18 protein-coding genes and 1 rRNA gene are annotated in these 20826 nt (G+C 40.0%); 13 read left to right on the top strand and 6 right to left on the bottom strand.

Translation table 11 applies throughout. The annotated features are described in order from the left end of the window. Positions 1 to 452: 452 nt before the first annotated feature. The 4 genes from ACNF42_RS03455 to sfsA all read right to left on the bottom strand — a co-directional run bounded on the left by ACNF42_RS03455 (position 453) and on the right by sfsA (position 5017). Entirely contained in the window at positions 453 to 1721 is a 1269-nt protein-coding gene (locus ACNF42_RS03455) for an ammonium transporter (protein WP_443339030.1), read from the bottom strand. A 720-nt stretch (positions 1722 to 2441) separates the two neighbouring features. Then, the gene (locus tag ACNF42_RS03450; RefSeq protein ID WP_443339028.1) at positions 2442 to 3887 is read right to left on the bottom strand and encodes an NAD(P)/FAD-dependent oxidoreductase; all 1446 of its coding nucleotides are present in this window, start codon (positions 3885 to 3887) and stop codon (positions 2442 to 2444) included. A gap of 73 nt (positions 3888 to 3960) precedes the next feature. Further along, complete coding sequence (cutA, locus tag ACNF42_RS03445) at positions 3961 to 4275, bottom strand: divalent-cation tolerance protein CutA (RefSeq protein ID WP_443339026.1); 315 nt, start codon at positions 4273 to 4275, stop codon at positions 3961 to 3963. A 16-nt stretch (positions 4276 to 4291) separates the two neighbouring features. Further along, positions 4292 to 5017: a DNA/RNA nuclease SfsA gene (sfsA, locus tag ACNF42_RS03440; protein WP_443339023.1), complete on the bottom strand. Its 726-nt coding sequence runs from the start codon at positions 5015 to 5017 to the stop codon at positions 4292 to 4294. A gap of 143 nt (positions 5018 to 5160) precedes the next feature. Here sfsA and ACNF42_RS03435 point away from each other — a divergent pair, with 143 nt between their 5' ends. After that, positions 5161 to 6009, top strand: a complete 849-nt coding sequence (locus ACNF42_RS03435; RefSeq protein ID WP_443339020.1) for a CBS domain-containing protein — start codon at positions 5161 to 5163, stop codon at positions 6007 to 6009. A gap of 33 nt (positions 6010 to 6042) precedes the next feature. After that, on the top strand, positions 6043 to 7491 hold the full coding sequence (glyS, locus tag ACNF42_RS03430) for a glycine--tRNA ligase (protein WP_443339017.1): 1449 nt from the start codon (positions 6043 to 6045) through the stop codon (positions 7489 to 7491). A 983-nt stretch (positions 7492 to 8474) separates the two neighbouring features. On the opposite strand, the gene ACNF42_RS03425 is transcribed toward glyS, so the two are convergent. Together ACNF42_RS03425 and ACNF42_RS03420 are read right to left on the bottom strand one after the other, a co-directional pair. Continuing rightward, positions 8475 to 8987, bottom strand: a complete 513-nt coding sequence (locus tag ACNF42_RS03425; RefSeq protein WP_443339015.1) for a peroxiredoxin — start codon at positions 8985 to 8987, stop codon at positions 8475 to 8477. Between the two features lie 112 nt (positions 8988 to 9099). Further along, a complete protein-coding gene (locus tag ACNF42_RS03420; RefSeq protein ID WP_443339013.1) occupies positions 9100 to 9564 on the bottom strand; it encodes a peroxiredoxin in 465 nt (154 codons plus the stop codon). 196 nt (positions 9565 to 9760) lie between these two features. Between ACNF42_RS03420 and rrf the strand changes: the two genes are divergently transcribed. The 11 genes from rrf to ACNF42_RS03365 all read left to right on the top strand — a co-directional run bounded on the left by rrf (position 9761) and on the right by ACNF42_RS03365 (position 20791). Then, a 5S ribosomal RNA gene (gene rrf, locus ACNF42_RS03415) occupies positions 9761 to 9882 on the top strand. A 72-nt stretch (positions 9883 to 9954) separates the two neighbouring features. Continuing rightward, positions 9955 to 10629 carry a glycosyltransferase family 2 protein gene (locus tag ACNF42_RS03410; protein WP_443339011.1) on the top strand — a complete coding sequence of 225 codons (675 nt, stop codon included), beginning with the start codon at positions 9955 to 9957 and terminating at the stop codon, positions 10627 to 10629. Positions 10630 to 10718: 89 nt separating this feature from the next. Next, a complete protein-coding gene (locus ACNF42_RS03405; RefSeq protein ID WP_443339009.1) occupies positions 10719 to 11459 on the top strand; it encodes a proteasome assembly chaperone family protein in 741 nt (246 codons plus the stop codon). A 16-nt stretch (positions 11460 to 11475) separates the two neighbouring features. Continuing rightward, positions 11476 to 12489, top strand: coding sequence for a type II glyceraldehyde-3-phosphate dehydrogenase (locus ACNF42_RS03400; protein WP_443339007.1), 1014 nt, complete (start codon positions 11476 to 11478; stop codon positions 12487 to 12489). A 1-nt stretch (position 12490) separates the two neighbouring features. Continuing rightward, positions 12491 to 13495 (top strand): DNA repair and recombination protein RadA, encoded by a 1005-nt coding sequence (gene radA, locus ACNF42_RS03395; protein ID WP_443339004.1) that lies wholly within the window; start codon positions 12491 to 12493, stop codon positions 13493 to 13495. A 10-nt stretch (positions 13496 to 13505) separates the two neighbouring features. Then, entirely contained in the window at positions 13506 to 14024 is a 519-nt protein-coding gene (gene trpY / locus ACNF42_RS03390) for a TrpY family transcription regulator (protein WP_443339002.1), read from the top strand. Between the two features lie 10 nt (positions 14025 to 14034). Further along, positions 14035 to 14409, top strand: a complete 375-nt coding sequence (locus tag ACNF42_RS03385; RefSeq protein ID WP_443339000.1) for a cell division protein SepF — start codon at positions 14035 to 14037, stop codon at positions 14407 to 14409. Positions 14410 to 15388: 979 nt separating this feature from the next. After that, positions 15389 to 15547, top strand: a complete 159-nt coding sequence (locus ACNF42_RS03380; protein WP_443338999.1) for a hypothetical protein — start codon at positions 15389 to 15391, stop codon at positions 15545 to 15547. A 225-nt stretch (positions 15548 to 15772) separates the two neighbouring features. Next, positions 15773 to 17584, top strand: a complete 1812-nt coding sequence (locus ACNF42_RS03375) for a hypothetical protein (protein WP_443338997.1) — start codon at positions 15773 to 15775, stop codon at positions 17582 to 17584. A gap of 347 nt (positions 17585 to 17931) precedes the next feature. Next, the gene (locus tag ACNF42_RS03370) at positions 17932 to 20424 is read left to right on the top strand and encodes a penicillin acylase family protein (RefSeq protein ID WP_443338995.1); all 2493 of its coding nucleotides are present in this window, start codon (positions 17932 to 17934) and stop codon (positions 20422 to 20424) included. Beyond that, complete coding sequence (locus ACNF42_RS03365; protein WP_443338993.1) at positions 20414 to 20791, top strand: hypothetical protein; 378 nt, start codon at positions 20414 to 20416, stop codon at positions 20789 to 20791. Before ACNF42_RS03370 ends, ACNF42_RS03365 begins: the two co-directional genes overlap by 11 nt. Positions 20792 to 20826: the final 35 nt, after the last annotated feature.

The raw sequence follows: 20826 nt of genomic DNA, 5'->3' as shown, positions 1-20826 counted from the left end.
TGCCTCCCTTGCAAATGCAAGTGGATCATTCACAAAATATTGCCTGTACTTTTCCCTAAGAACTGTGTCGTAAAGGTCACTCACACAGTAGCATGGCTATCCCATGAATAAATGTTATTGTTCCCTTATCTGTTCAGGGAATGGGTTTTTAGAAATCCTCTGAAATCTATCAATACTTAACAATGGATATCTTTTCTCGCCCAAAATTTTGAGACCCTATAAATTTATAAAGCAGACTAAATAAACGATGTAATGTGGCATCCCTAAGCAATAAAAATAGTTAAATTCGCATTGGCATATGTGCTTTTACTTATTGAAATATATCAAGGCACGAGTGCAGCTATTTTGCCAGTTTCCTGTGGAAAAAAGTCTGAATTCAGCATTTCGAGCTACCTGTGGGTAAAAATTAACGGGTGTTAGGAAATGTCACGTCTTAGATTTTGTTGAACTCATTACCTATACTCGTCATCCATCAGTATTCCCCTGAGCAATTTGCCAACCAGGTAGATAGAAATATAGGATGCTGTAAAGACAAATGCTCCCACTACAATTACTGCAAAAATCTCAAGACCAAGCTGATGCAAAGCTGTGATTCCACCATCAAACAGTATACCATTGGGAAGGTTGGGTGATCCAGATGCATTTGCAAATGAGGTTTGAGTGAAGAAACCGATCATGAAAAGACCAAAGATACCACCAACCATATGGCCAGGGAGAACTCCTATTGGGTCACTGTACCATTTTGCCCTCGACAAAATTTTTTCTGCATATACAAATAGGGGCCCGCTGATTAAACCAAGAATTACTGCACTTCCTGGACTTACATATCCTGCAAGAGGAGTTATAACTATAAGTCCCATCAATACACCATTCACACCGTAAGTCAGTCCTGGGTCCTGTTTTGAAATCAGGTATTTTGTTCCCATGGTTGAAACCATCGCAGATGAAGCTGCCAGGAATGTTGTAATCACCACTATGACCGTCTCGGTGGTGAATCCAAGTTCACTTCCAGGGTTGAATCCAAACCATCCTACCCAGAGAAGAATGACTGCAAGAGCCAGCCAGCCAGAGTTAACGCTTGGATGCTCTCTTTTCGTTTCTGTCAACCCCTTTTTCTTTTCTTCCTGCCATATCCTAACCAGTATGGCCAGCGCTGCAAATCCCGCAGCCCCATGAACCACCAGGCCACCTGCAAAGTCACGCACTCCCATCATGTATAGCCATCCAGTCGGATTCCATATCCATGCGGCAGGAATTGTGTATATAAATATGAAGTACGCAACTGAGAATAAAACGAAGGCTGACATCTTAATCTTTCTAAGAACTACAACGCCAACCAGTGCAAGGGTTACTGAAGCGAAGGCTGTCTCAAATAAAAAGTAGGTGCCCGTGGATAGACCTGTGTTGAAGTAGTTTTTTCCAGTTAGCCAGAAGACTCCTGTGAGTCCACCAGAAAGATTTGCGGAAAAGAGACCAAGGAAAACATTGCTATAGAAAGGATTTCCAATCACACCGTCAATGGTGGGTGCAAAGGCGATGTTAAATCCAATCAGGCCCATGAAGAACAGAGATAGCCCTGTTATTATGAGAGTTTTATACAAACTTCTGTCAATCTTGTGATTGAGTTCTCCAATTTCAAGGAAACCCACAGAAATAGTCATTGTAAATACAAGCAAGGCGGCGAGTAATACCCACATATCATTGATTAAATTAGGCTGCATTAGAAGCACCTAAGTGAGGTATGGGCAAACTGTATTTTAATACTAGTTGCATATATATAGTTATCCAGTTTATAATTACACAAATTTAAAATTAATATTGAGCTGATACTTTATATAGTTTCTAATTTCAGATCTTAATTGGAATCATTGATGTAAATTTCATAAACACGTCGTCATAAAGGGCCAGAGTAATGAAGTGGAATCGAAGATCTTTGCCTTGTTTCAGATCTTTAAATAAAACACTAGAACATTGAAAATGTTAGTAATTGATTATAAATTATATGAATAAATTTATAATAATATAGATCTTATAAAGGATTATGGTTTACTATTTGTAATGAGATATACTAATTAAACCAAACTGACTGATTATATGAGAGTGTATCTTGAATCATCGAACATGTTCACATTGATTCTCACGCTTTTTCATTCTTTCTCCTATGCATTTTATTTGTTGAGGAAATTACAAAAGTGCCGGATAGATTCATGAAGAGAGAATCTTTTTTCCGCAAAAAAATTGAAATAGTATCGCAAAGTCTTAATCGATGTCAAATTGGTACACATTGAAAAATGCAGTTTATAGTAATGACAGGAGCATTATCAATTCGAAGACTTGAGTGTTCTAAAATCAGTCATACAAAAAGAACCCTCTAAGCACATTTAAAATAGCAATTTAAAGGACAAAAAGATATTTTGAATATGGTTCTACAGGTTTTTCAATCATACTGGAGAGGATGGGAATTTCTCCTTTGCCTCTTCGATTGTATGTACGACCTTCTTCTTGAAGGAATCAAATTCTTTGGGGCTCTTCGGATAATGGGCATAAAGATCATTCATCTCCTTCATCTTTTTGACTGTGTAAACCAGATTGGTGAATGCAGACATATTCTTCATACCCTTTATGACCATTTTTGCCTTTTCAGTCAGAGAGAGCTCAGGTACCATTCCAAGAGTAAGGTCAGAAGCCTCCTTTCTTGTAAGAAAAGTCTTCATTCCGTAATTTAATATGTCGTTGTTTAAGGATTGAAGATATATCCTGAACACTTCCATTCCTGCAGTCCTCGAACCGTACACTTCATTGAAATCAAGATTGTAGCTCCAGAGCCCTGAAACAGATGTATCATTATTGTGAATTGCCTTTGCAGCGTTCTTACCTGCAAGTATTCCAGAGAGAAGTGCAGGGCCGATTCCTCCCGCACTTATTGGATTTGGCATTGTCATACTGTCTCCCGCACCCATGTAGTTATCATAAACAAGGCTCTCCATCTGTCTCCTTACGGGCACAGACCATATGCCCTTCCCGTTATTGTCCTTCTCATCTATCTTGAGGCTTTTGAATACTGGAAGCCATTTCACGTAGTTATCAATCAGAGTCTGGAGATTGTCGTTCTTTCCAAATTTCTTGTTTCTTATGTCCAGACTTCTCTTCTGAACTCCCAATCCTATATTCACCTTGTTATTGCTTTTGGGGAATACCCACCCATAACCGCCAGGTGCGATCTCGTTATTAAGGTGAATCAGAGCATACTGGCTGTCAAAGAAATTTGAATCTTCGTGATCGAGTTCGTACTGGTAGATGTACCTTCCAGTGCTTTCAATATCGTCAATATCAACCATCCTGTCAATAAAGTTGTTCTCCGGAAGTTTTCTTCTGATAACTGTTGATACTCCAAGGGAATCAATTACAAGTTTGGATCGGAACTGAACCTTCTTTCCATCCTGATCTCTGCCCTCTATTCCGACAATTTTCTTCTCTTCCATCACTGGACCGTCAACCTCAAAGTTGTGCATATAGTCCACTTTCTGTGATAGTGCATATTTGAGTAATTTTCTTTCAAACTCAGGCCTATCAAGTGAATAACCTACACCATCAAATGGATACTTTGTCTTAAGATCGGGTGAAAGGGCAAGAACACCAGTAACTTTCAGATCAAGTTCTGGTTTTCCGAACTTTAGCCCTGTGTTCTTTTCAACAAAATCTATATGGGAACCTGCTACGGCGTCTCCGCATGTCCATCCCCAGACTGTTTTTCTTCCAACATTAATTTCGTCGTTTCTGTCTACCATAAGAACTGATGCCCCATCACGGGAGGCAATAGCTGCGGCAAGCATACCTGCAAGACCTGCACCAGCAACAATCACGTCATAATCCTTTGAACCACTCATGATAACACTTTCAAACTGTATAATTGATATGATTTAAAGATTTTTCATACCATTTTTCACTACAAATAGATTGTCAAACCCTTTTGCCCTCAAAATAGCCTCTGAACCATTCGGAATATGATGAATCCGGTATATCTCCATGTAAAATGATGATCTCCGGTGTCTCATAAGGGTGATTTTTCTTAAGGAATTCGATCACCTGTCCTTCATTTTCTGTTTTTATCAAAAGTATGATCTCATCATCAATGTTCAATTCCCCCTTCCAAATGTAAACGGATTTTACGTTTCTGACCATATTGACACACGGGGAATATCCTGAACTTACAAGTGCCCTGGACAATTTTTCACCATCATCCGGATTGGAAACGGTTGTCATGACTATTTTCATAAATAAGGGATCACAACTACTGCCTTAATTCCTTTCTCATCCTTGTGAATATATCTGTAGGGTCCCTTCCAGGGGAGGCCACACCATTGAATATTATGGATGTGTCTTCCATAATAAATCTCGGGAATATCATTTCTACTCCGCAGGAATATGCCTCAAAAAATGCAGTGGAAAATTTCTGATCTGTTATTTTGTTAGGATAAAAGTAATCGGCTCTTCCACGGAATAAGAGAAATACAACTCCTGTATTTCTCCCATCCTTTTTCAAATATGATAATTCCATGAGATGCTTGGCGCCCCTTATGGATGGGGCATCAGGAAATATAACGTAATTGTCAATCTGCATGGTGCATCCCTTGATCTCCACAAATCCATTCTCTATGGAAAAGTCAAAGCGCGAATCTTCATATTTGACCTCTCTCCCGGTAGGTTCAACTATGAATTTTTCCCCTATTTGATTGTGGAATCTTGTGTCAAGGAGTATGATTTCATCGTTCTTCAGTGCAGCAGTTATGGAATAATTTGTTCTATCTCCATGGGTCTTTCTTATCAGCACTTCTGATCCGGGATATATTAATTCTCTCAGCCTTCCTGGATCGTGGAGATGAACGTCCAGTTCCTTACCTTCCATCCTTACCTGAACCAGAAACCTGTTCTTTCTCTTAATCACCGTGGCTGGAATCATTCTCTCTCTTATTTTTAATACTTCCTCACCAATTTCCGGATACATGAAAAGAGACAAATATATCTACAACAGCATCCCGTCATCATAATTTAACATGCTGTTAACATATGCAGGTTTCAGGGACATTAGCTTCATGTTGCTCTTCATTTACGATTTATAAGGGCCACATAAAATTATAAGTCCTCAAACATTTTCATTTTATGGAAACCGTAGATTCCATAATGACTGTGGATCCTGTAACATTCAAGATTCCAAGTAATGTGTCCGATCTTGTAGCAAATCTGATTAAATACAAGATAACCGGAATGCCAGTGGTGGATGGTAATGGAAGATATGCAGGTATAGTGACAAGAAGGGATGTGTTTGCAAAGCCTGAGGAGACACAGGCAGCCCTCCTGGTGAGAAAGCAGACACCTGTTGAAAAAAATACATCTATCATGGACGCTGCCCGTCTCATGGCCAAAGAGAGAAGAAGGCATCTTGCGGTTATAGATGATGATAATAAGGTTGTGGGAATACTCACACCTCAGGATTTTCTTAAGATAGTAGAAAGGGAATATGGCTCAATTCTGGTAAAGAATGTGATGAAAAATATATCCTTCCCTATCTGGGAGATGACTCCCCTTCCCGTTGTTTACAGATCGATGAGAATGACAGGTATATTCACCTATCCAATAACTGATTCACAGGGAAACTTCAGAGGCCTTGTAACTGACAGAGACCTGTTTGACAAGGTTCAGGTAGGTACGATCAGGAGCGACAGTTCCCAGACCCTCGATGAAGATGATCCATGGTCATGGGATGGCGTAAGGAATGTGGTATCCTATTTTATCGAAAAGAATCATCTCAAGATACCGGAGGAACCCGTAAAATCCATTACCATATACAATCCAGTAATTGCAAATGCAAACGAAAAATTATCTCTGGCCGCCAGGCGTATGAGGGATGGAAATTTTAACCAGCTTCCCGTGACATCAAACAGAAATGGACTTGAAGGAATACTCCTGGATCTTGACATAATGTCAGTTTTTGGAGATAATATAAAATAAGGTGGAAAGTATCCCTTCTGAAAAGGTAGAAGCATGGGTGAACTGGACGAAATAATTGAAATATCAAAGAGAAGGGGTTTTTTCTGGCCATCATTTTCAATTTATGGAGGGGTTGCAGGATTAAACGACTACGGTCCTCTTGGTTCAATCTTAAAGGACAGGATATACAGGGAATGGAAAAGCGTCTATGCGGGAATAGGCGGAATTGAGATCGATACACCTTCTGTTACTCCTGAGAATGTACTGAAGGCATCAGGGCATGTCGATCGTTTCCTGGATCTTGCAGTAGGATGCAAAAATTGCAAGACAAAGTTCAAAGTGGAAAGTCTACTGTCAGATAAGGGAGTTGAAAATGTACCAGAAAGTGTGGAATCTGCAAGGGAGATGATTGAGAAGATTAAGATAAGATGCCCAAGATGCGGAGGAGATCTGGGTGAACCTTTTGAATTCCATCTGATGTTTCCCATAGATTCCAATGGAGAGCGCTACTATTTGCGTCCTGAAACTGCACAGGGAATATTTGTTAATTTCAAGTTGCTTCTAAATTATAACAGGGGAAAACTTCCAATGATTGTCTATCAACAGGGTAAAGGGTACAGGAATGAGATATCCCCAAGGCAGGGCCTGATAAGGCAGAAGGAATTCAACATGGCAGAGGTTGAGGTCTTTCTTGATCCGGAGGTCAGTGGAGCCTTTACTCCCGATTCTCAGGAGAAATTAACTCTCCTGGACAGAGATGGAAAAACCCATGTGAAGAGCCTTGTGGAGGCTGTGAAAGACGGGACCATAATGTCAGAGGATCATGCCTATTTTCTCCAGAAAACATTTGAGTTTGCATTAAGGATTGGAATAGACAGAGATCGTTTGAGATTCAGGCAGCACAGGAAGGATGAACTGGCTCATTATTCAAAAGACTGCTGGGATCTGGAATTCAGAATAGACAATTCATGGGTTGAGATTACGGGTATTTCAGACAGAGGTACCTTTGACCTCGGAAATCACCAGAAGTCCTCCGGCGAGAATCTATCCTTTGAGGGTGAAAAATTAGCAAGAGTTATAGAGCCTGCCTCTGGAATTGACAGAATGTTCATGGCTGTCTTAATATCCTCCATGAAGAAGAGAGAAAACGGATACAACGATTTGAGTATGCCTGACTACATGGCCCCATATCCAGTGGCAGTACTTCCCTTACAGAAGAAAGACGGACTTCCAGAGAAGGCAAGGGAATTTTTCTCAATGCTTAAGTCAATAGAACCATACGCATATTATGATGAAAGTGGGGCCATAGGAAGAAGATATGCGAGGCAGGATGAGATAGGTACCCCGTACTGTATTACCATAGACTACGATACTCTTGAAAAGGGTGTTGTAACCATAAGGGAAAGGGATTCTACAGAGCAGATAACCGGCGTTCCATACAAGGATCTACTTACACATTCACCATTCCTGGCAAATCCAATCCTGAAAAAGGTAAAAAAATAAATCATTTACAAGCAAAGAACACTTTCCAACAAACTTCACATAACTTTCAATACAATTGAAATTAAATTATCACTTTTTCAGGAATCCTTGTCTCAAAAAATTTATCTAAAATTGAAATTACCCCATGTAACCTGATTCAATATGAAAACAGATTTATTGTCATGTTTCTGTATTCCTGAGACCTTAACCTGTTTCATATCTCGGATGATTTGGTAATAATGCAGATAACCCATGAAACAGAGCAGAATTTATTCCATTCCTGTTATTCCTTGAATGCCATCAACTGAAATTTCAAGGGTTTCCCAGATTTGATTGTATTATTCATTCATGGTAATCACGCCAGAGACATCCACTTCCTAAAATAACACCGGCGAATCTAAAAATTGATCATTTGTTTTCTTTGAAGGGCATTTCAGAATTTTGTCTCATCTCTGAACTTCCTATTTAACGCTTGATCTAAAGCAAATTGTTAACTGCATCCTTCTATACGGACTCAGAATTTATGCTGCTGATGACAGGAAGACTAAACATTCCAATAAGTCATACAATCATTATCTAAATTGAGATACATGAAAATCCACAGGATGCATCATGCCCCGGATTATATCCACTCCCTTGAGGAGATAGGAAAAAGAAGCTAAGGGCAAACGAAACGACCATAAAGAACAAACTGAAATTGGCAAATATCCTGCTCTTAAGTCCTTTCTCCATCATACTAAGAAAGGACAATTATGTTCCATTTTTATTGAATATTCCTATGATTATGATGTGTCAGCAGATTAAAGATTAACCTTAGCCTTTATTGTTTTGAGTCTAATTAATGTGCACAGGACTTATGCATTCATACTAGAAAACTGGGTCAGCAAAAATATGCACACTCAAATCCACTAGGAAAGAAGATATAAAAAAGGGACATAATTAATGTATTTTTTAGAAGCAAAAATGAACGATCAAAATGAAATGTTTCAAAATTCAATATCCCGTCAGAAGTTATAGTTTCTATTTATTATATTAAGCACATTCCTTCTGGCGTCAACTTCCTTCAACTTTAAAAGTGCCTTTCTTGCTTCCGCAGGATGATTCCTAAAATGTATCTGGGAAGAATACACATACCTGATTATTCCCTGCGTGTCAATTACATAAGTTACTCTCTGGTTCAGGTATTGAAGAGATCTTGCCTTGACATCGTACATCTTCCATATTTTTTCATCAGGATCGGAGATCAGATGAAATGGAAGATTTCTCTTCTTTCTGAATTCAACATGACTCTCAACTGAATCAACACTAACGCCTAGAACAGTTGCATCAAGTAATTTGAACTCATCAAATTCATCTCTGAATTCGCAGGCCTCCCTTTTGCAGCCAAAGGAATCATCCTTTGGATAAAAATAGAGAATAATGTAATCTCTGCCTATTAAGTTCTTAAATTCCATCTTTTCTCCTGTTTCAATATATGCTGAAAAAAGGGGTGCTTCCCTTCCTACCTCAAGTGTCATTAATGTTCTATTGAAATATTGGCAATAAATAGGTGTCAGAAATTTTTTTACAAATCTAATTTATAAATGGAATAATTATATGATAGGAATTTTAAAACATCATCAAATATAACTATTTCTTTGACTCACTTTCAATTTTCAACAGAGCTTCTTTCGCAATTTCAGGATGTTTCATGTAATTCATCTGGGAATTGTAAACTTCCCTGATGATACCCTCCTTGTCAATAACATAGGTCACCCTTTCACTAATTAGGCCAGCTTTAACATCGTATGCTCTGTATATTTTTCGATCTCTGTCGGATATTATGGTGAACGGAAGGTTTCTTTTCTCCTTAAATTTCCTGTGAGATTCAACATCCGCAGAGTTAACACCTATTATAACAGCATTTAGCTTGTTGAACTCATCAAATTCATCCCTGAATTTGCAGGCCTCCCTTGTGCATCCCGGAGAATTATCCTTTGGGTAGAAATAAAGAATAACATTACTCTTGCCAAGATAATCCTTGAGATTCACTTCCTTTCCATCATCTCCCATACCAGAAAAAAGCGGTGCCTTGTCATTAACCTTAAGTGTCATGAATATGCATCTTTTTGTCCCTATTAAACAATTGTGATGAATTTTGGTATATGTATAGCCATAATTCTCCTTGAAAAATAAAAAATATTAATTAATTCATCATCGTGACTCCTGCCATATGATATGATCAAGGTGCTGTAATAAGGCATATAGTTCATATTCCACAAGGTTAAAATATAGTTTATTAATCTCTGTTTGCGACGGCCATAGTGGCGAGGTAACACCCGGTCTCATTCCGAACCCGACGGTAAAGCTCGCTACGTTTCAAGTCTGTACTGTGTTCCGCGAGGGCACGGGAACCTTGGATCGCTGTCGCTTTTTACAGTTTCTTATGTGTCTTAGAAGGTCACTTATTGTAACATTAATATATGAGGTTAATTCTACGGTAAATTGGTCTGTTATTACATGGATATTAGCATTGTCATTCCCACAATGAATGAGGAACATACGATCGGGCAGGTCATTCAGTCATTGAAATATCTGGATCCAATTGAGATTATTGTTGTTGACACGGACTCCAGGGACAGGACAAGAGAGATTGCAACTTCTCTTGGAGCAATCGTGATCGATGAACCGAGAAGAGGATATGGTATTGCATACAAAACAGGCATAGCAAGAGCAAAAGGTTCTCTCATAGCATGTCTGGACGGTGACGGTACCTATCCTGCCAATATAATAAAGCCCTTGATTGAGATTATGGACATCAACGGTGTGGATTTCATTTCATGCGACAGGATGACTCTTAGATCACAGAACACATACACAAATCTTCATCTTATCGGAAATAAGGTTCTTAATTTTGTTATATCAACACTATACGGATACAGACTTTTCGATTCCCAGAGTGGAATGTGGATTTTCAAAAAAACCCTCTATGATAAGATGAAAAATCTTAGTGATGGAATGTCCTTTTCCCAGGATATAAAGATAGAAGCATTCCGTCACGGAACACTCATAGAGGTACCCATAAGGTATGGAATCAGGATAACGAAACCGAAGTTGAACACCTGGAAGGATGGTTTCTCAAATCTGTTCGAACTATTTGTCAAATACGTGAGAAAATAAATTGTTAGTGTAAATTAATCATCCATGCCATATTTTTAATATATTTTCCAAAGATTAAAATATACATATTACCTATTCCATTGAAAACTATGTCAGATGGTAGTTCTGTCAATGTCATTGTTAATGGGAAGGCAGATTTTAAGAATCCAGTTGTTATTGGTGGTTTTGTAGGTCAAACACCTCTGGGCGTTACGACCACAAGTTACATCGTTGAAAGTTGCCAGATGCACCAGATTGCAATGGTAAAATCACATCATATACCTCCAGTAACAGTATTTGTAGGAGGCAAGATGAGGAATCCATTCAGAATATATTCAAACAAGGATGGAAGTGTAATGGTTATTCAGGCCGAAGTTCCTGTGGATGATGAGGGTCTTTATGAGATTTCAGAGGCACTTTTCAGCTGGATAAAACAGTTCAAGCCCAGAGAATTTGTAGTAATCGACGGCGTTCCTGTGCAGGATATCCCGGAGAAGAGACAGGCCTTTCTTGTGGCTGGCCCTGAAAGAATAAGGGAACTGGCTAAAAAGGAAATACCAACAGCTGAGGCAGCATTAATTGCAGGATTTGGCGGGGCTCTGCTCAACGAAAGTCTCATGTCAGGAAATAATGCTATCGCATTGCTCACACATGTGTCAGTTCAGATACCGGATCCAGATGCTGTACTTGCAATCATTGACGCACTAAATTCCATATATGGACTGGGAATTCAGACAGAAATACTTGAGAAGAGTGTTGAAAAGATTCACGAGCAGATAAAGCAGATAGCAGAGGAGTATAAAGCGTCACAATCTCCTGATTCTGATAGCGTAGATCCAATGTACAGATAGGTGGAGGTAGCGGTTTATGATTAAGGTTGGGATTAACGGATATGGGACCATAGGAAGGAGAGTTGCAGATGCTGTGAGGCAACAGAAGGATATGAGTGTGATAGGCATTGTAAAGACCAAGCCGGATTATGTGGCTGAAAACGCCTCAACCATCTTCAAGATATATGCAGACAGTCCTGAAAACGTTAAAAAATTCAATGAAGCGGGGATTGAATGTGAAGGTGACGTGCAATCTCTTCTTGATAATGTTGATGTAATAGTGGATGCCACTCCTGAAGGTATGGGTGAAAAGAATATGGAGATGTACAAAAAATCCAAGGTAAAGGCCATATTCCAGGGAGGTGAAAAGGCCAGTATAGCACAGGCAAGTTTCAATGCCTACAGCAACTTTACAGATTCGTGGGGAAAGGATTATGTACGTGTAGTTTCATGCAATACAACTGGCCTGGCAAGAACGGTATCTGCAATTGACAAGAAATTTGGGGTGATGAGGGTTGAGGCAACGCTCATAAGGCGAGCTACTGATCCAAATGATAGTAAGAAGGGGCCCATAAATGCCATTGAACCATCCCTCAAGTTTCCATCCCATCACGGTCCTGACCTGAAAACGGTTATGAAGATACCTGAGGTGGATACAGTTGCAATAAAGGTGCCAACTACACTGATGCACGTGCACACTGTAAATGTGAAGACTGAAAAGGATGTGTCTCAGGATGATCTGAATGGTCTGTTCAAGCCCTACAGGAGAATAATTGAGGTATCAGGGAAATCGGGAGTAGTGTCTACAGCACAGATAATGGATCTTGCAAGGGAAATGGGAAGAAAGAGGGGCGATCTCTTCGAGATTGCAGTATGGAAAGAATCCATGTATGCATCGGGGAATAACATAAGATACATACAGGCTGTAAATCAGGAGAGCGATGTTGTTCCTGAGAATGTTGATGCAATAAGGGCAATGATGCAGGCCTACGACATGGAGAAATCCACAGAAGAGACCGACAGGGCCATGAATATTCAGGGGAGAATTTAAAATGGAAAAGCCGGAGAAGCAGAAGAAGGAGAAGGAATTAAAGGAAAGTGAATCCGAAGAAGAGAAGCAGAGGATAGAAGATATCCCGGGTGTTGGAGAGGCTACGGCAGAGAAATTAAGGGAGAGCGGGTACGACGATGTTATGGCCATAGCAGTGGCCGCACCAAAGGATCTTGCTGATCTTACAGGCATCGGCGAGGGCGCAGCTGCCAAGATCATAGGGGCAGCCAGAAAACTTGCGGATGTTGGTAATTTTGAAACTGGTGAACAGATATTCCAGAGAAGAAAGGACGTACTGAAGTTGAGTACGGGAAGCCAGAATCTTAACAATCTGCTGGGTGGCGGACTTGAAACTCAGTCTATAACAGAATTTTTCGGTGAGTTTGGTTCCGGGAAGACTCAGATCATGCATCAGCTTGCAGTCATAGCAACCATGCCACCTGAGAAGGGAGGTTTCAATTCAGATGTTATGATTATCGATACTGAGAATACATTCAGGCCGGAAAGGATAATCCAAATGGCAAGAGCCAGGGAACTGGACTCAGACGAGGTACTTCAAAGAATTCACGTGGCGAGGGCTTACAACTCTCATCACCAGATTTTACTTGGGGAGAAAGCCGGTGAAATGGCAAAGGACTACCATGCAAGGTTGCTGATTGTGGATTCACTCACATCCCATTTCAGATCGGAATATATGGGAAGGGGCTCCCTTTCTGAAAGGCAGCAGCTTCTGAACAGGCATATGCACGATCTCCTGAGGTTTGGTACTCTTCAGAATGCAGTGATAGCTGTAACAAACCAGGTTTCTGCGAGACCTGACGTTTTCTTTGGAGATCCGATGGCCCCAATAGGGGGAAACATCGTTGGCCACACTGCAACATTCAGAGTATATCTCAGAAAGGGAAAGGCAGGAAAAAGAATTGCGAGGCTTATAGATTCCCCCTATCTCCCTGAGGGGGAAACTGTAATACAAATATCAGAGGAAGGTGTATCGGATGGAACATAGAGGTGAAAAAATGTGGGATCTTATAAAGGAAGCCTTCGGAAAATACCCATCACAGGTTAAGGTTGCAAAATACCTTATAAATTATGGTTTTTCCGTGAAGGAAAAGTTTGACAATGAGTATGGTATGTTTGCAGGTGCGGTCGAAGTAAGGCCAAGTTCACTTGCTGGGGCAATTGGTGTTGACAAGCGTGTTGTAATGCAGGTCATGAGAAAGATTATTGAGGATCCAAAACTCTTTGAATTCTTCTCTCTGCTTGGACCAATAGCAGATATGAGCAGGGCAAGTTCAAAGATACTTGATCTTGGTGTTGTTGAGATAACTCCAGAGGATGCCTCTGAGCCTGGCATAATTGCAAGCATTATCAACATCATATCTTCAAATGGCATTGGAATAAGGCAGGTTATTGTCAAGGATCCTATCATATGTGAGGAGCCCAAGGCAAGAGTGGTTACAGACAAACCAATACCACCAGAGCTCTTCACAGAGATGAAGAAGGTCAAGGGAATAAGGGGAATCACACTGCTCTGAGGTGTTCGGGATGGCCCTTGTAAATAGAAAGGCACAAAGGAATTTGCAGGACGACGATCAGGGTGTTATAGAGTTCATCAATCTAGCAGAATACAAGGTTGCGAGGGAGAATGAGACAAGAGGCATGCGATCCCTGAAGGTCGTGGAACTGGAGAGGCCTGAAAATATTTCAAGAGGCGCTAACTTCGTTTACACTGGAAACATTGTAATCTTTGACGCAAGCAATGCCCCGACCGATCAGATGAATATAGTAAACATTGAAAGAGCCATAAAGACACTGGCCGACGAAACAGGGGGCCAGCATGCAAAGCTAGGCCAATCCTACTATATTGTGACTCCAAGAGACATATACCTGGATAAGAAAAAGGTAAGAGACGATTTCTGAATCTGTAGATTTTAAATATTCTTCATAATTTAAAGAGTTTATTTATCATTGTTTAATGGCGATATTATGGCCATATGCATAAGATATTCAATAGTAACCAAAAAAATACCGGTAGATATTAAGGCCTGTCCATCAGTATGATTCATTGGATCGAGTAGATTTATCTTATTCACCTATGTTTCCCATCTAAATTTATAAACAGAATTCAATGGATGAAAAAATTTTAAAGTAAAATCTAAAAGAGGATGTTTCAATTTAAACCCACTCCTATGATAAACACCTTTCACCAACCTTCTCCCTACATCCTTTTTCCACTTTTCTTGTATTTCAGAAGTTCTTAAGTCTACAATTTATGCAGCAAGTAAAGCCTTGGGTTTGGATTATCTCATAAAAATCTTTTGTTTTAGTCGCTGCAATCAAAATATGAATGTCACCATTCAGATTCAACTACCCTATCTTCCAGATCAGAGAATATTTCATCCCTTAAACCGAGACATAATTCAAGGAACATACACATACGCTAGATCAACTTCAAGATGCCGTTCTAATCAACAAGAACATTGTCAAACCTCATCAGAATTCTTCATGGATCCTTACATGATCTTTCAGTCATGTAAAGGACTCTTGACGTGTCATGAGTTTATCTGATAATATTATGAAAGTGAAGAGTAAACATCTGTGATATAATTCCTTTGAGAAGAAATTCATCATTTATTCCGGAACAGAATCACTTCATGGGCGAGATCATGTATGACAGTAAGCCTTTGAAATAGGGGCAACCCGAAGATAATGTTTACCATTATGAAGATCAAATTCAAGAGAGTGATGAATAAAAGGTTATCCTATTAGGGTTGAAGATAATAAGAAAGGCAAAAAACAGTAGAATGAAAAAGAGATGAACTTTGGAAAGATGTATTCTCTATGAGATCTCAATGAGGAACCCTATAGAATATACAGATTAGACAAGCAGTGTGAATATGTGGAATATGAATTTAATATTTCAAAGAATGATCTTGTGGCTGATCATATGCTATTCACCGGCATGTATCCCAATCTGCTTACAATGTATATGCACTTCCAGATACTTAACGGGATACATGAGAAATACAGTGTTAGGGATTTTATCCACATACCGTAAAGGACCAAAATCTATGAAACGGAGAAATTAGAGATTACCAGCAAGGTACCAAAAAAGTCAAGGGAACTTGTAGAAAAACTTGGTGTCGATCTGGACGTATCATGTAAAACTCGATGAGTTAAGTTTTAAGTCTGACTGGATATGAGAGCGTGGGAAAGATCCGTGGTAAAAGAATACCCATGTAGATCAGAGAAAATTTTAATATTATGCGTGAATTTTAGTTATATGACCAAAAACCATTTAAGCCAAAGGCAGAAAATGGTTATAGCAATTTTAAGTGCAACAATGATTATATTGATACCCTTTGCATGGTTTGATGTATATTCTTCTCATGGTTCTATGGAAAATCTCACCATAGGGCCAAAAATAAATATAGCTTTTCCAAAGAATCTTAATTTCAATGGAAATACAAATATAACGGAGAACGTTCAGATCATGGGAGCAAATCCATCTTATTTTCCATCCCAAAACAATTTAATAGTTGCCAATTACTCACTTCCCTCACAGGGATATGTTACGCTTTTTAATATGACTCTCTTCCCTAAAAACCATAAGAATTCATTTTCGGGCTTCCTAAATTTCAACAGATTCTCTCCAATTGTAATTGGGTGGCAGAGATATTACCAGGAAGAAGGATATTCTCTGGGAACCAGAGGTCAGGAGGTATCATTGCAGGTTGAGGCAACTCTATCCATACTCTCCAATGGAAATCTTTCTGTATACTCCTATTATAACAATATGCCCTTCAACCCGCTTTCTCCTTCCTTAAGCGTAGTGAATTTTGTTAACGGACTTTCTAATTCCAACAACAATCTGAATCAGTGGGTCAATAACACAGGAGTCGATCTGCCATCCTACTCCGTGATTTCATATATACCCTATTCCTTCAATTTAACCCCATCTTATAACATGGCAAAACCAACCTATGTTACAAACATAAATGAATCTGTCCAGAACGATAATGCATATGCAAAAGCATCTCCCAATCGAATTGCACCTCCACCATGTTACATTGGAACCAAATACATAGGAACGAGCGTAAATGTTATTCACGGCCCATTTCCTCTGCTCAGTATTCATGATAATGCGACCTCTAATATGACAACTAATCCATTGTACATCTCAGGTAGTTTGGCGACTTCCAGAGTGACTCTTTGCATTACATCCGATCAGACAGGTGTAACTGCGGGAGGAAGTATAACGGATCAGATGTCGACAAACCCGTCATGGGGAGGAGATGGTGCATTCATAAACGATGGGGGAATTGCCCAATGGCACGCTTATCCTCTAAACTCTGAATATTTTCTACCAAATGGAACTATAATGGGAACTGGAATAAATGAAACAACCTCCATGATATACATTTCAAACGCGACCTTTACTGTGACACATTACAATATATATTACTCATGGAAGAATAGTCAGGGTCAATGCTTAGATAAATACCTTGGCAATACAACCTCAATAGCCCTGACATCTATATACTCACAGGACGGAAATTTTGAGATGGGGTATGGATATGTTCCCATAGAATATTTTTATATAATGCAAAATGCCACAAATGGTGAAGTGAAGACCAATCTTGGTTCCCTTGCGCCCGGAGCAGAAATAAGTGGAGGAACCATAATGGGAAAGACAACGGGTTATTCCACTGCGGCCTCCGAGATGACAAAGGTAACTTCAGCATTGAAGACCTTTGCAGCAGGACTTGGTGTTGCCCTTGCATTCATTACTCTCGCATCGGCATTAAATGGTGCTGATGGAGATGCATCGGAACCTGCAATTGTAGATGTGGCACTTGCAACACTTGATTCTGTTCTGGAACTCTCCGTTACTTTACTTACAGATTTCTCATCCATTTCTTTCTCCACAAATTCATCTTTTGTGGCTAACTTATATGCCATAACCAGTGGAGATCGTTACTCAGGTTACTCATACAGCCTTGTTGATTACCAATCTTTCAATCAAATCACCTTCAATGCTAACGGAGGAATGTACTCTTTTTATGGCCCTTCCAATTTTGTGGTGGCATCGTAAAAATTTTTCGTTCTTCCCTCTTTCATTTATGTAATTTTCCCTATTATTTGAATATATTATGCCATGGACGAATGTCATCTTTAGATCCTATGTACTGGTCACGTCCATAATTTTGGTCAGCATTGTCTCATAGTATTTCATTGGTCCCGAACCTCTTCAGCAAATCTCCTGTGGCATTTTCCAATTCCCATTGTTGTGGAAATGCGTGTACCTTCTCTTTGTGGATTTTACCTGTTTTGAGACAGAAAACATATCCTTATTATGTTCAAATGTGTTAGAGAGGAATCAAAATGATTAATTTCAGTTTCTGGAAAAAAATTATCTATTAATGAATCTATCTCTTTGCTATGAAAAGAAAATTTGCAGCTGTAATGATAGTGATCAGCATAGTTGTCATTTCATTATCCTCCTATGCTTCAATTCAGCTTCAGACCATTAATCCTTCAACAGGTGTTTTTCAAACGATCCATGGGGCCAACATAAGCTCAGGGACATATATAATTCCGGGTTTAGATCAGAAGGTAACCGTTGACATCGATACCAGTGGTATGGCTCATATTCATGCATCCAGCCTTCACGATCTCTTCTATGCTCAGGGTTATTATTCAGCCTCTATGAGGCTCTTCCAGATGGAACTTCAGTCATCAATTGCGGCAGGTAATGTAAGCCAGTTTGTTGGAGCAGCCGGCATTCCGTCGGACCTTTCCCTCAGGACAGTCGGTCTTAACACTGATGCCATGATACTGGTTCAGTACATGAAGCAAAATTATCCCCAATACTACTCATATTTGGAGGATTATGCATCAGGTGTGAATGCATACATAAATCAGACCGGAGGCTCAACCCATCTTGGTTTCAAGCTCCTTGGGGTTTCACCATTCAGGTGGACCGTCTTTGATTCTCTGGTCTGGCAGGAGTATATGGCCTGGTCACTTGCAACTGGATCATGTTCTGTACTTCAGAGCGACATTTTCTACAATGCCATGGGCTTTCAGAACTATTCAACCATATACCCATATTATCCTTACTTCACACAGAACATAACAATGGTTCCGGGAAGCGGTACAGTGAATGGATACAATCTGACAGATCAGGGAATTTCCCCGGAATATTTCTGGCATCTGAACTTCTTTCAAAGCTGGGCAACAGGCATATCAAAGTCAACCCTCAATTCCCTGCAGTCACTCCTTGAAAAGGCCTATGAAAATATTAAGGATCCATTTTCCCTCCCAGGTTCACACGACTTTGGTTCATCTATAGGAAGCAACAGCTGGATAGTTACGGCCAATTATTCATCAGATGGTGTGCCAATGATGGCAAATGATCCACATCTTCCACTTCTTGCCCCATCCCTGTGGATACCCTTACAGCTCGTTGCACCTGGAATGAACGTAACGGGTTGGGGTCTTGCAGGTCTTCCAGGCATACTCATTGGCCACACTGCAACCACATCCTTCGGTCTCACAACGCCTGAGGGGAATTCTGCCAACGATTACCTTGAAATTCTCAGAGGAAACGATTACCTGTACAATGGTTCATATTATCCTATGACTGAGCAAAACATCACACTGGCTGGAGAACATTTTACCCTGTACAGTACAAACAACGGACCTCTAATAGGCAGAGAGGGGAACTTCGGTATAAGTATGAACTGGGATGCAAGGTATCCATCTCTGGATGCCATTGCCGAGATAATGCTCGATCAGGCCACAAATTACAGCCAGATGTTAAATGCATTGAAATACTGGGGTCCGGCTCCACCCCAGAACTTCGCCCTTGTATCTCTTCACCATGCGGGATACATAACTGCAGGGGGTTATCCGCTTATAAATGAAACACTTCCAAATGGGAAGAGCGTAAAGGTGGTTGGTTCAGTATCTCTTCTGAATGGTTCAATGCCAGAATATGAACCGCAGGGCTATGTGCCATTCAAATACCTTCCACAGGCTGTCAATCCAAAGAGAGGATACATGTTTGCACCAAATCAACCTACGGTTGGAGAAAACTACCCCTATCCTTTCGTTGGATCATACTGGACCACAGGAGGAAGAGCCGAGACAATTTCTCACTATCTTGCAAGCCACAGGAAAATGAACATTACGGACATGATGCAATTGCAGTCAAATGTGACCGATTACTGGGCTGGGCAGTTCACGCCAGTTCTTTTGAAGGCTCTGGTTGGTATGACCAATCTTAACTATTCTGAGATAACAGCAATAAACCTTCTTTCCACATGGAATTTTACCTACACCCAAAACATGACAGCTCCAACTGTATACTACTATTTCACTGCGGCCCTCTACAATCTCAGTTTTTATAAGATATATTCAGAGCATGACCTGAGAGCCTATGAACCCAATCCCTACATAAACACGGCCATATATCTTGCGGAAAATGATCCAAATTCATCATGGTTTAATGGCAACTTTACTGCTCTCGCCAGGGAGGCATTTGTTCTGGCAGTGGGTTTTATGGATCATAATCTGGGGAATACAACAAACTGGCAATGGGGCAGAATACACAAACTGGAGATATGCAGTCTCACTGAGTTATCCCAGTTATCCATCGGACCAATTCCCATATGGGGTGGAAGGCATACTGTAAGCGTTGGATACACACCAAGAGTTCTTGAATTTCCAATACCATATGTACTCAATGGTTCTTCCCTTAGAACCATAGCAAGACCGGGTACGGGAACATTTTTCGGTGTTTTTCCAGGTGGGCCCAGTGAAAATGTACTCAGCTATTGGTTTGACAATCAGCTCGGAAGGTGGCTCAATCATCAGTATTATCCCATGACGGGCCTTCCAACGGAGGTGGTACTTACATATGAACCATAAGAATGAAATCCTGGTGTTGATCTCAATTATTTCTGCCATTTTCATAGCATTTTTCGTAAGTTATGCAATACTGGCCATAATTCCTGGTGTTTTTCTATTCAGTCAGAGGATAAAATATGGTGCTCTAATAGGTTTTCTGGAATCATTTCTCTCCTTCATGGGTATATATCTTGAATATCCACTGGGGTACGTCTCAAGACTATCCACCATAATAGGTGGGATAATTGGATTTCCATCTTTCTTAATAGTGATCCTTTATCCATTAATTGCAGGTATCATAACTCTCTTTTCTGCGATTCTATTTATTTCCATTGGTTCCATGTTTCTCAATCAAGGAAAGGAGAAGATAAGCAATAAGGGGAACTAAAGGGATCGATTTTTTAAAATTTTCATTTTTACATT

Origin of the sequence: Cuniculiplasma thermophilum (genome assembly GCF_052315355.1) — an archaeon.
Lineage (GTDB): Archaea > Thermoplasmatota > Thermoplasmata > Thermoplasmatales > Thermoplasmataceae > Cuniculiplasma.
Note: the sequence above shows the minus strand (reverse complement) of the source record. Positions and strands in the feature narration are given on the sequence as shown.